The sequence below is a fragment of the Oceanisphaera submarina genome, from assembly GCF_046521305.1.
Classification (GTDB): Bacteria; Pseudomonadota; Gammaproteobacteria; order Enterobacterales; family Aeromonadaceae; genus Oceanimonas; species Oceanimonas submarina.
This window is the reverse complement of the sequence record NZ_JBKGFN010000008.1, coordinates 1-12,296: the sequence shown is the minus strand read 5'-3', so window position 1 is coordinate 12,296 and position 12,296 is coordinate 1. Positions and strand designations below refer to the sequence as shown.

Annotated in this window: 10 protein-coding genes; 1 reads left to right on the top strand and 9 read right to left on the bottom strand. The window is 57.3% G+C overall.

The features are described from left to right. Genes rsmA through lptD form a run of 4 tightly spaced genes read right to left on the bottom strand, consistent with a single transcriptional unit; the run spans nucleotide 1 to nucleotide 5,499 of the window. Nucleotides 1-807, bottom strand: a complete 807-nt coding sequence (rsmA, locus tag ACLEIV_RS09225; protein ID WP_410456363.1) for a 16S rRNA (adenine(1518)-N(6)/adenine(1519)-N(6))-dimethyltransferase RsmA — start codon at nucleotides 805-807, stop codon at nucleotides 1-3. Continuing rightward, nucleotides 800-1,789 (bottom strand): 4-hydroxythreonine-4-phosphate dehydrogenase PdxA, encoded by a 990-nt coding sequence (pdxA, locus tag ACLEIV_RS09220; RefSeq protein ID WP_410456362.1) that lies wholly within the window; start codon nucleotides 1,787-1,789, stop codon nucleotides 800-802. The genes rsmA and pdxA overlap by 8 nt, the downstream gene beginning before the upstream one ends. Next, the gene (surA, locus tag ACLEIV_RS09215) at nucleotides 1,786-3,102 is read right to left on the bottom strand and encodes a peptidylprolyl isomerase SurA (protein WP_410456361.1); all 1,317 of its coding nucleotides are present in this window, start codon (nucleotides 3,100-3,102) and stop codon (nucleotides 1,786-1,788) included. The genes pdxA and surA overlap by 4 nt, the downstream gene beginning before the upstream one ends. Before the next feature lie 24 nt (nucleotides 3,103-3,126). Continuing rightward, the gene (lptD, locus tag ACLEIV_RS09210) at nucleotides 3,127-5,499 is read right to left on the bottom strand and encodes an LPS assembly protein LptD (protein WP_410456360.1); all 2,373 of its coding nucleotides are present in this window, start codon (nucleotides 5,497-5,499) and stop codon (nucleotides 3,127-3,129) included. A gap of 252 nt (nucleotides 5,500-5,751) precedes the next feature. Between lptD and djlA the strand changes: the two genes are divergently transcribed. Further along, complete coding sequence (djlA, locus tag ACLEIV_RS09205; protein ID WP_410456359.1) at nucleotides 5,752-6,555, top strand: co-chaperone DjlA; 804 nt, start codon at nucleotides 5,752-5,754, stop codon at nucleotides 6,553-6,555. A gap of 207 nt (nucleotides 6,556-6,762) precedes the next feature. Here the strand turns inward: djlA and ACLEIV_RS09200 are convergent, their stop codons facing one another. The 5 genes from ACLEIV_RS09200 to ACLEIV_RS09180 all read right to left on the bottom strand — a co-directional run. After that, the gene (locus ACLEIV_RS09200; protein ID WP_410456358.1) at nucleotides 6,763-7,713 is read right to left on the bottom strand and encodes a D-2-hydroxyacid dehydrogenase; all 951 of its coding nucleotides are present in this window, start codon (nucleotides 7,711-7,713) and stop codon (nucleotides 6,763-6,765) included. 12 nt (nucleotides 7,714-7,725) lie between these two features. Continuing rightward, the gene (locus ACLEIV_RS09195) at nucleotides 7,726-8,502 is read right to left on the bottom strand and encodes a DUF3530 family protein (RefSeq protein WP_410456357.1); all 777 of its coding nucleotides are present in this window, start codon (nucleotides 8,500-8,502) and stop codon (nucleotides 7,726-7,728) included. Nucleotides 8,503-8,504: 2 nt separating this feature from the next. Next, complete coding sequence (locus ACLEIV_RS09190; protein WP_410456504.1) at nucleotides 8,505-9,164, bottom strand: RluA family pseudouridine synthase; 660 nt, start codon at nucleotides 9,162-9,164, stop codon at nucleotides 8,505-8,507. 18 nt (nucleotides 9,165-9,182) lie between these two features. Beyond that, nucleotides 9,183-12,056 (bottom strand): RNA polymerase-associated protein RapA, encoded by a 2,874-nt coding sequence (gene rapA, locus ACLEIV_RS09185; protein WP_410456356.1) that lies wholly within the window; start codon nucleotides 12,054-12,056, stop codon nucleotides 9,183-9,185. 45 nt (nucleotides 12,057-12,101) lie between these two features. Next, nucleotides 12,102-12,296 (bottom strand): hypothetical protein (locus tag ACLEIV_RS09180; protein ID WP_410456355.1); only part of this gene is annotated, 195 nt, incomplete at its 5' end.

The window sequence follows — 12,296 nt, the reverse complement described above, 5'->3', positions numbered from 1 at the left end:
TTATTCCTTGCGTTGGGCCAGGGCGTTGGCCAGGGTCACGTACTGCACCAGAGTCAGCTGTTCGGGACGGGCCGAAGGATCCAGCCCCAGTGCGGTGAGTTGCTCTATGTTGAACAGATGACTCAGGCTGTTGCGAATGGTCTTGCGGCGCTGGCCGAAGGCGTCGGCCGCCACGCGGGACAAACAGCCGATATCCTGTGCCGGATGGGGCGGAATCTCGTAAGGCAGCAGCTTGACCACCGCCGACTCCACCTTGGGAGCCGGACGGAAGGCCTCGGGCCCTACTTCCAGTACCGGTACCACCTGGCAATAATACTGGGCCATGACACTCAGTCGGCCATAGGCCTTGCTGCCGGGGCCGGCAGCCAGCCGATTGACCACTTCCTTCTGCAGCATGAAATGCATGTCTTCGACATGGGCGGCAAACTCGAACAGGTGAAACATCAGCTGGGTGGAGATGTTATAGGGCAGGTTACCGAAGATTTTCAGTTTCTTGCCCGGCTCCTGAAGCTGAGTGAAGTCAAACTTCATGGCGTCGGCCTGATGGATGTCGAGCTTGTCCTTGAGGAAAGGGTGCTCGGCCAGGCGGGCGGCCAGATCCCGGTCCAGCTCCACTACGTTGAGGCGCTTGATGCGCTCACACACCGGGCCGGTGAGGGCGCCGAGACCGGGGCCGATTTCGACCATGGTAAAATCATCGCTGGGATGAATAGCATTGACTATCTGGTCAATGATGTAGTCATCGTGCAGGAAATTCTGACCAAAACGTTTACGGGCCTTGTGCCCCTGGTGAACCTTACTATTCATCGCGTTTTTCTATCATTTCAATGGCTTGATTAAGCGCGCACAGCATGCTGCCCGCATCGATTTTATTGGTTCCGGCCAGTTCCAGGGCGGTGCCATGATCCACTGAAGTGCGGATAAAGGGCAGCCCCAGGGTGATGTTGACCGCCTGGCCGAAGCCGATATATTTGAGTACCGGTAGTCCCTGATCGTGGTACATGGCCAGGAAGGCATCCGCGTCCTGCATGTATTTTTGCTGGAATACCGTATCGGACGACAGGGGGCCTACCAGATCCATGCCCTCGGCTCTGAGGGTATCGAGGGCGGGAATGATGATATCCAGCTCTTCCCGTCCCAGGTGGCCATCTTCTCCGGCGTGAGGATTCAGCCCACAGACATAGATACGCGGGCTGGGCAGTGCAAACTTTGTCTTCAGCTCGGCGTGCAGAATACGAATGATTTTGCTGAGCCGGTCTTCGGTAATGGCCTTGGCTACATAGGCCAGCGGAATATGGGTGGTCACCTGAGCGACGCGTAATCCAGGCGTCGCCAGCAACATCACCACGTCCGGTACATTGGCCTGCTGGGCAAAAAATTCGGTATGGCCGCTGAATGAGACCCCGGCCTTGTTGATGATGCCCTTGTGCACGGGGCCGGTGACCACGGCGGCAAACTCGCCGTTCATGTTACCGTCCGAGGCTCGCTTCAGGGTTTCCAGTACATAGAGACCGTTGGCTTCGTCGAGCACGCCGGGCATGGCCGGTCTGGCCAGCTTGACCGGTGCTATGGTCAGGGTGCCCGCCCGTTGGGGCCTAGGTGGCAGTTCGGGCCGGTAGGGTTGCAGGGTCAGTTGTTTACCCAGGGCATCCGCCCGGCTCTGGATCAGCGCCGGATCGGCGATCACCACCAGCTCTGCCGGCCAGTCTTGCTCGGCGAGTGCCAGCATCAGCTCGGGGCCGATACCGGCGGGTTCACCGGGCGTTATTGCGATACGTTGACAAATCACAGTTCACCGTTCGATAAATGGGTGTCGACAATACGGATGTAGGCTTCATCCCTCAGCTCGTCCAGCCAGGTCTGCACTTCTTCGGTAAAGCGACGGTTGAAAATCAGCTGATAGGCTCTTTGTTCGGTGGCCTGCTCGGTCGCATCCATCACACGCTTGTCCTCCAGCTGCACCAGGTGCCAGCCGTGCTCAGAGCGAAACGGCTCGCTGAGCTGACCCACTTTGAGTTGGTTGACGGTGTCACGAAAGCTGCTGACATACATTTCCGGAGCCGCCCAGCCCAGATCTCCACCGTTGATGGCCGACCCCGGGTCTTCGGAGAATTGCTCCGCCAACTGGGCCATGTCGGCCTCACCGGCGCGGATAGAGCGGGCGAAGCCGGCCAGCCGGGACTGGGCTTTCTCTTCACTCATGATGATGGAGGGCTTGAGCAGAATATGGCGGGCTCTGACTTCTACCGCCTGTACGGTTTTGGCCGTGCTGCCCTGGGTATCAAAAACAGTGAGAATATGCAGGCCGGCACCGGAGCGAATTGGCCCTATGATATCACCCTTGCGGTTATTCTTCACGGCCTCGCTGAACAGGGATGGCATCTCATTGATGCCCAGCATGCCCCAGTCACCTCCTTCCAGTGCCTTGGGGCCGGCGCTGTGGGCTATGGCAAGCTTGCGGAAGTCGGCCCCCTGCTCCAGTTGCTTGAGCAGTTTTTCCGCCTGGCGGCTTGCCTGACGCAGTTGTTCGGTATCGGGATTGCCTGGCAGTGGCAGTAGTATATTGCCGACCCGGTAGCGGGTCTGGTTCTGGCCCTGCTCCTTGATCATCTGTACTACCTGTTTGACTTCCTGATCGGAAATGTTGATGCGGCGGCGTACCTGATTACGCGCCAGTTCGCTCAGCAGAATTTCGTTACGCACCTGCTCGCGAAACTGGGCGTAGGTCAGGCCATCGGCCTTGATGCCGGCACGCAGTTGATCGGGCGTCTTGCCTTCACCGCGAGCGATGTTGGTGATGGCCTGCTCCAGTTGGGTATCGGTAATGCGTAATCCCAGACGTTCGGCCAGTTGTCGTTGCAGGCTTTCGAGTACCAGTCGATCCAGTGCCTGACGGCGCAGTGGCTGTTCATCCGGCAGCGGTTGTCCGGCGGCGGCGGCACTTTGTTTTACCTGATTGACCAGGCCTGCAAGCTGGCTTTCCAGCACCACATCCTGGTTGACGACGGCAACGACTTTATCCAGCAACTCCGCCGCCTGGCTGGTGGCCGATATAAGGCCCAGACTGGCGGCAATCAGCAGTTGTTTACATCTATTATTCATGACAAGTCCTGTGCGCAATGAGAATCAGTTATTGAGATTAAAAGGGCGATAATAGGGTAACAAGCTGGTACCCGGTGAAAAGTCGCCGGTGCCGGTGCCGAATGAGCTGAAGCCTTTCAGTTCGAAGCGCAGTCCTATCAGTGTTTCCTGCTGTGTTTCGGTCGGGTTGAGCAGCGAGTCTTCTTTTTGCGATTGTTCCCATACCAGGCTGACGGCCCAGCAGCAGGAGTCATAACGCAGTCCTATCAGGCTACCGATATTAGTATTTAGTTCAATATCCCGGTAATGACCGCCAATCAGCCGCCACTGCGGATCCAGCGGCCAGGAGAAAGTGCCACCCAACTGGTTGAGATCGTCCTTCAGGCTCGCATCCGGAAAATAGGTCTGGTTCAGGTGACGAAACCCAAGCTGGACCAGCTTGCCCTCGTTGTTGTATTCCAGGGTAATATTACCGGCGGCGAGTCGTTGATTGCGGGTATCCTGCTGGGCTTCGGTATGCAAAAACCAGCTGCCGTCGATGTTCAGGTCACCTTCGAAGGTCAGGAAGGATCGCTTGAAATCGCTGGGTTCAGCACCGGGAAACAGCCGTACACGTGGCGAGGTGAAGTTATAGGTCTGGGCCAGGGCCAGGCGCAAGCGCTCGATACTGTCTGCATCGTAAATGCGGCTGGTGAAGCCGGCGGTCAGCTGATTGGCGTCACTGATCCGGTCCAGACCGGCAAAACGACGATCGCTGAACAGGCTGTAGTAGTCCTGGCGCATGTCGGTGGTGTCGTACAGGCCGATATTGTCCTGATCCTTGAAGGGAACATACAGATACTGCAGTTGCGGTTCCAGGGTCTGGGTAAAGTCTTGTTCAAACCATTGGGCTTCCCGATCGAACACCAGGGTGCCGTTGAGGCGCAGGCGCGGCAACAAGCGGTCGACGCTGGAGTCAAGGCTGTCGGTGGTGAAGCCCAGGCCGTTTTCGGTCTGATTGCCATAATAAGAAGAGAGGGTATCGGGTATATCCTGCTCGTAGTGGGTGTAATAGGCGCCGACATCGGCGGTGAGTTTTGCCCCCGGCTGATTGACGACGGAATACACCAGTTTGGGCTCCGCATGAAAACGAGTCGCCTGATAGACATTCTGGTTGTCGTTGTTGAACCGGGTCAGCTCGGAGTCCAGCGCCAGATCGAAATCACCAAACCCCCGGTAACTGGTCAGCATCAGGCTGGGTGCCAGCTGGAAAGGCTGGGTGTCCAGATCGGGTCTGAGTATTTGATAATCCCGCACTTCGGTGGTCAGCTGCCAGTGGCGGTCGTAGTAACCGCCACCGAAGGACTGCATCAGCTGGTTATCGACCAGCAAGCCGACCGGTGGTGAAAAATCGTCAAAATAGCCTAGATCCCAGCCGGCGACCTTGGTGTAGTCGATATTACCGCGCCAGTGACCTTCGGTGTCGAAGCGGGCGTTGTGGCGCCAGTTGAACAACCAGCGCGCTTCATCCCGCCATTCGGTTTCCGCCAGTTGATCGTCGCTCGACAGATATTCGCCATAGAGGGTGCCGCTTTGCCCTTCAACCGGCAGATAGCGGAACTCGAGCTGGCCCATGGTGCCACGTTTACTCATGTAACGAGGCGTCAGGGTGGCATCGTAGTTGGGCGCGATATTCCAGTAATAGGGCAGGCTAAAGTCATTTCCGTTTGAGCCACCGAGTTCGATAGTCGGATAGAGCAGCCCGCTTTGCCGCTCGTCTTTGACCGGAAATTTGATGTAGGGAAAGTAGAACACAGGTACATCACCCAGCCAGAGCACCGCATTCCAGGCTTCGCCGAACACTTGATCCTGTTCGACCTGCACCGAGCTCGCTCTGAGCTGCCAGATTTCTTCGCCTGGTGGGCAGGTAGTGTAGCTGGCGCCCTTTAATTCGACCTGATTGGTGTTATCACTCAGCTGTACTCGTTTCGCCAGGCCGCGCCCCGGCTCGCCATGAAACTGGTAACGGGCCTCGTCCAGCTCAGTGTCCTTGGTGGTGAGGTTACCCGTCAGCCGTTGATCGCTGTCTACGCTGATGGTGCCGTCGGTGAAATGAATATTGCCTTCGGCCAAGACGTCGCGACTGAGTTGCTCGAGCTCGACGTAATCGGCACTGAACCGGCGTTGATCCTGCTCTACCTGTACATCGCCACGATAGAGGATCTTGCCGTCGCGAGTGGCATCCAGCACCTCGGCGGTGACGGTAATGGGCGTGTTGGGATCCCCCTGAGTGGCGTCCACCCGCAGCGGAACATGGCTGAAACAACGGCTGAAGTTAAGAGGGGGCGCGAACTCTTCCGCGGTGGTCACAGCCGCAGTCTGAGCCTGGGTGAGGCCCGAAATGAGCAGCAGGGGAAAGCCGATAATCCGTATTCTCATGGGTTGATGCTCGCATTCCTGGTGTGGCGACACCGCCCTCGGAGGCTGGTTGAGCTTTTGGTGTCATTACTTTATGGTAACGGGCTATGATAAAGCATTCTTGCGGCCAGCACTATGGCCCCGCTTTAGCGTCATTTTTCATCCAGGATCCCGTTCATGAGGTTAGTTGTTCCCCATTGGTCCCCGCTCCCGATGTGCTCTGATGTTGCCTGTCGGCAAGGTATTCAGACGAATGCCTCGGAGGCACAATAAATGTTGGCACATATCAAAGGCAAGTTGATCGGTTTTCTGCTTGGGCTGCTTATCGGTAATCTTCCGGGCGCCTTGCTGGGATTATGGCTTGGGCATCTGGTCGACAAAAAGCTGGCCAACGCCTGGCTGTTCAACAAGGATGCTCAGGCCGAGTTCCTCTATACCACCTTTGCCACCATGGGCCATGTGGCAAAGTCCAGTGGGCAGGTATCGAGTGAAGAAATTCGCCTGGCAGAACAGCTGATGACCCAGATGCGGTTGCAGGGCGAACAACGGGTTCAGGCCCAGAGCGCCTTTCGCGAGGGGAAAAATGCCGATTTTCCGTTAACCGAGACCTTGCGTCGCTTTAGGACGCGGGTTAAAGACAGTCGCAATCTGCTGCGTTTCTTTATGGAAGTGCAGTTACAGCTGGCCTTCGCCGATGGCGATTTGCACCCGGCCGAACGCCGGTTATTACTGACCATCGCCGTCGAACTGGGTTTTTCCGAAGCCGAGCTGGAACAGTTACTGGCCTTTGCCGAGGCCCAGTTGCATGGTTTTCGACAAGGACATGGTCATGGCGCCGGTGGCCACAGGCAACCGCCGGCGGAGCGCTTGCGCGATGCCTACCTGATCCTCGAAGTGGAAGAAGGTGCCGACGACAGCACGGTGAAACGCGCTTATCGTCGACAGATGTCCAAGCATCATCCGGACAAGCTGGCGGCCCAGGGCCTGCCCAAGGAGATGATGGACATGGCCAAGGAAAAGGCCCAGGACATTCAGCAAGCCTGGGAAACCATCAAGGCGGTGCGCAAGATCCGCTGATTGTTCTGTCTCTCGGGTATAAGCTCAATGTTGGCACATACAAGAAAGGGCCAGCTTCGCCGACTCGCCGTGAACCCTTAGGGGCGGATGGTCGGCGGAGCTCCCTTTGTCCTCCTTGACGCTCCGGCGTTGCCTGTTGGTGATACCAACGGCTAGCACGGGCGTTAAGAAGAGGCAACGCTGTTGCCTCTTTATCCGCTAGCGTATCTAGACCAGGCGGTGTTGTGGCTGGCCGGCAACGAAGGCCTCTATGTTGTCGATCAGCTGATCCGCCAGTCGTTGCATGGCGTTTCGGCTGGCCCAGGCGACATGCGGCGTCAGTATGAAATTGGGATACTTCAATGCCTGCATCAAGGGGTTATCCGGCGCCGGCGGCTCCTGGCTCACCACGTCAATACCGGCGCCACCGATGCGGTTTTGCTCCAGAGCCGACAGCAAGGCGGCTTCGTCCACCAGGCCACCGCGGCCCACGTTGATGAGCAAGGCATCTTCCTTCATCAGTGCCAGCTCTCGCTCCCCAATCAGATACCGAGTCTCAGGAGTCAGTGGACAATGCAGACTGACCACATCGGCCTCGGACAGCAGTTGTTCAAATCCGACACGGCCTTCGCCGACGGCCTGACCTTTTCGGGCCGCGACAATTACTTTCATGCCCAGCGCCACAGCCAGTTTTTCCAGATCCCGGGCTATGGTGCCGTAGCCGATTAGGCCCAGGGTCTGGCCGGCCAGATCCCGCACCGGATAGTCGAAATAACAGAACTGGCCGCTTTGCTGCCAGCGTCCGGCAACAACGGAGGAGTGATAGGCGGTGAGGCTGCGATTAAGCGCCAGGATCATGGACAGTGTATGTTCCGGCACCGAGTTTTTCGAATAGTCCTGAATATTACAGACGGCAATGTCGGCCTGACGACAGGCCTCCAGATCGACGTTATCGCTGCCGGTGGCGGCAATGACCACCAGTTTGAGTCGGGGCAGTTGCGTCAGGATATCGGCGTTGAGCCGTACCTTGTTGATGATGGCGATATCCGCATCCTGCAGGCGCTCCAGCACCTGGTGGGGGGCGGTTTTTTCATGGCTTTGCCAGCGGTGCTCAAAGGCTGGTGTACGTAGTTTTATCTCCGGTGCCAGGGTCTTTCGATCCAGAAATACCAGTTTCATGGCGTAGTTCCTTTAGTAGTTCTTTTCGTTGTTTTTTAGTTGTTCTTTTAAGTAGTCCGGTGCACTGGGTGGCAAGGGTAACCAGCCAAGACGGATCAGCCAACCGGCCATTTGTTTTTCCAGCATGCCTTGTCCGTCAAAGCGTTGCACCAAATAATCGTTTTTTTCCCTTCTGCCAAGCTGTAGCCGGCGCCGACGCTGGTTGTGCCAGGCCAGTGGGCTGTCCGGGCGACTGTAGATATCCAGTACCGGATAGGGGCTGCGGGCCAGGCTCATGGCCAGCATTTGTTGCTGGGCAAGTGAGGCTGGCAGGGCATCGATCAGGATCAGGGCTTTCGGTGGTGGCAGTGTTGCGCTGTCGACCAGCTGTTGATACCAGAGTGCAGCACTGCCCTGCACGACCATCAGCAAGGGAAAGGAGGACTCCTGTTCGGCCAGCACGTCACTCAGTCGAGTGGCTGATTTTTCCTGCCATTGTCGTTGTTGCTCGCTTGGTTGCTCGCTGGCGGGGTTGAAGGACTGCTGCGAAGGCTCTGGTAGCAATACAATGCAGTCCCAGCCCCGTTGCTGCCAATATTCTGCCATTGTCAGCCAATGATGAGTCTGGCCCAATTCGGGCCAGATCAACAAGGTACCGACGGCGCGACTGTTGCTGGCGTTGAAGCGCAGCAGTTGGGAGGCCGGACTATATTGTTCGAAGCTTGGCCAGTCGATACGGGCCAGGCTGGCCGGTGTCGCCAGCAGGCTAGCCACCAGGGCACAGCCTGGCCACCATCTTGACCGAGACATCATTATTCCATGGCGAAGGGGGCGGATGCAGTGAAGCTCAGCCATTCCTTGCTTCTGGGATGACGAAACTCCAGCTCGGCGGCATGCAGTTGTAAATGCGGTGCCATCTCCAGCGCTTCCCCTTCGGCATAGAGGTTATCTCCCAGAATGGGATGCCCTATGCTCAGCATATGCACCCGCAACTGATGAGATCGGCCGGTGATCGGCGTCAGCTTGATCAAGCTGCGGTCTTCCAGCCGGCGCAGGCAGCGCCAGTGGGTGAGGGCCGCTTTACCGTTCTCATGATCAACCATGTGCCGTGGCCGATTGGGCCAGTCGCAGCACAGGGGTAAGTCAATGCTGCCCGCGCTTTGTTTGGGATTACCGTACACCCAGGCGTAATAGCACTTGGCGGTTTCACGCTCACGAAACTGCCGACTCAGCTCTCGGTGTGCTTTGGGGTGCAATGCCATCACAATCACCCCCGAGGTCGCCATATCCAGCCGGTGGACCACCTGAACAGTGGGATAAACTCGTGCCACCCGGTAAGACAAGCTGTCGTGATGAACAGGATCTCGACCGGGTACGCTGAGCAGGCCACTGGGCTTGTTCAGCACGATCAGGCTGTCGTCTTGATACAGGACTTCAAACTGGGGATCCGTCGGTGGATCGTAACGCAGCAAAACCATGATGGTATTTCCTTATTGGTGGCTGACTACGATATACCGAATCGCGTCCAGTTTTAAGCGTGTATGACTCAGTAGGCTGTCGAGTTCGTCCTGCAACTCCTGCACATGGGTAATTTCACTGGCTCGTACGTTGGGGTTGACCTTGGCCAGCTGCTGAAGACGCTGCAATTCCTGACCAATAGATTCCTGCATCCGCCCCCGAGCCTGTTCGACCAGGGTGTGCATCTGTTGCTCTGCGACCGGCTGGGCCTGTTGCAGCAGCTGATGGATAATACTCTGAGAGGCATTCACCAGCTTGCTGGCCAGGTGACGGTTGACCGGACTGAGCTGGCGATCGAACGACTCGAAGCTGACCTTGTCCGCCAGATCGTTGCCATTCTTGTCGAGCAGCAGACGGATGGGCGCGGGCGGCAGAAAACGATACAGCTGGGCATGATGAGCCGACTCGGCCACGAAAATCAGCTCCAGGAACTGGGTGCCGACCGGCAGCGCCTTGTTCTTGAGAATGGCTACCGAGGTGGTGCCGATTTCCGAACCCAGCACCAGATCGATACCTCCACGGATCATCGGGTGATCCCAGCTCAACAGGTGCAAGTCGTCCCGGCTCAGGGCGGTGTCCCGGTCGAAGGTGATGCTGGCGCCGTCTTCTGGCAGACCGGGGAAACTCGGGATCAGCATCTGCTCGGTGGGCCGCAGCACGATGGCGTTTTCACCGCGATCGTCCTGATGCACGCCCACTTCGTCAAACAGCTTGATGGCGAAGATGGCCAGGGTTGGGTCTTCGTCGATCTCGGTCAGCTCAGCAACCAGATCCCGGTCGAGAATGACGCCGCTGGAGTTCAGTTCCAGCAGTCGATCCCGGCCTTGCTCCATCTGGCTGTTGAGTTCCTGGGTGAGGGTACGGGTCTCGGCAATCAGCTGTTCCAGTGCCGCTTCGTCCTGGCCGTGATCGGCCAGCAGTGCCAGCAGGCGCTCTCCGACTTGCTGATAGACCGGCTGGCCGACCGCATTGGGCTTGCTGAAGGCATCCATTCCCTGATGATACCAGAGGGTCAATGCCTGTTGGGCCGTGCCTTCAAGATAAGGCACATGAATATCGATGTTGTGCTGCTGGCCGATACGGTCGAGGCGACCGATACGCTGTTCTAGCAGATCCGGGTTGAGGGGCAAATCAAACAGCACCAGCTGATGCGCAAACTGGAAGTTCCGGCCTTCCGAGCCGATTTCCGAGCAGATCATCACCTGAGCGCCGCCTTCCTGCTGAGCAAAGTAGGCGGCAGCCTTGTCGCGTTCCAGCAGTGACATGCCTTCGTGAAAGACGGTGCCGCGAATACCTTCCCTGACCCGTAGCACTTCTTCAAGTGCCAGGGCGACACCGGCCTTGGCGGTGATGATCAAAATCTTGTCGTTACGTTTGGTTTTGGTGTATTCCAGCAGCCATTCCACCCGGCTATCGAACTGGGTCCAGGCACTGTCGCCGCCTTCAAACTGGCGATAAATCTCTTCCGGATACAGGGCCTGTAACGCCTGACTGGCCTCATCCTGCCGGCTGCCCATCATGCCCGCCACGCGAATGGCGGTTTTGTATTGGCTGGGCAGAGGCAGGGGGTGCAGCTGCAGATGACGGGCGGGAAAGCCCTTGATGGCCTGACGGGTGTTGCGGAACAGCAGACGACCTGTCCCGTGGCGGTCGAGCAGTTGAGCCAGCAACTGCTGGCGGGCAGCCGGCTCGCTCAGGCTGCAGTTATCCAGCCTATCCATAAAGGGAGCTAAACGGGCCTTGGCCGTTTCATCCAGCGGAGCGTCGGAGAGCAGGGCTTCCGCCGCCGCGGCCAGCGGTTGGTATTCTTCTTCTTCGGCCAGAAAGGCGTTGTAATCATAGAAGCGCTCGGGATCGAGCAGCCGCAGACGGGCAAAATGACTCTCGTGACCTTGCTGATCCGGCGTGGCGGTCAGCAGCAAGACACCGGCGGTATCTTCGGCCAGCGCTTCCACCACTTCATAGGCACGGCTGGGTTGCTCGGCATCCCACATCAAGTGATGCGCTTCATCTACCACCAGCAAGTCCCAGTCACTTTCATGCAACTGCTCGAAGCGTTTGCGCTTCTTGGTAATAAAGTCGAGGCTGCACAGCACCAGTTGTTCGGTATCGAAGGGGTTGGCGGCATCGGCAAAGGCTTCGACACAGCGCTCTTCATCGAACAGGGCAAAATGCAGGTTAAAGCGACGCATCATTTCGATCAGCCACTGATGGATCAGAGCATCGGGTACCAGGATCAGAATGCGACTGGCGCGGCCCGACAGCCATTGCTGTTGGATGATCATTCCCGCTTCGATGGTCTTGCCCAGGCCGACCTCATCCGCCAGCAAGACGCGGGGAGCATAACGGCTACCCACTTCCTTGGCGATATGCAACTGGTGCGGGATCAGGCTGACCTTGCCGCTGGCCAGACCGCGCAATGGCGAACGGCGCCGGTTGAACTGGTGCATCAAGGCCTGATAGCGCAGATTGTAGCGGCCGATTTTATCAATCTGGCCGGCGAACAGCCGTTCCTGGGGTTTATTCAGCTTGATAAAGTGGTTGAGAAAAGTTTCCCTCAGGCTGGCCGGCTCGCCGGTATCCAGACGAGTGCCATGGTAGGTTAACAGGCCGTTTTGTTCTGTGACGGAAGCGACTTCCAGTTCCCAGTCTTCGTGGCTGCTGATGCTATCACCGGGATTGAACATCACCCGGGTAATAGGCGCTTCGTCCTTGGCATACATGCGGTTTTCACCACAGGCAGGAAAAAGCATGGTCACCATACGCACATCGATAGCGACGATGGCGCCCAGTCCAAGATCGGTTTCGGTATCACTAATCCAACGTTGGCCGAGGGAAAAAGGCATTCAATTCTCCAAGCTGAAGAGGGGGAATAAAAAAGGGGCGCTATCTTACCCCAAGCCCACAGAGGGCGCATCCGTCAAAGCGGTCTTGATGAGCCAGGCCATAAGAATAGAAGCGAAAAAGGCATCTATATAGGCATAAAAGCGGTGAAAGAAAGCAGATTGTTCAATACGTGAGCGAACGGTTTTTTTTATCAAAAAAGCCCTTGCGCAAAATCGGCCGCTCCCTATAATGCGCATCCA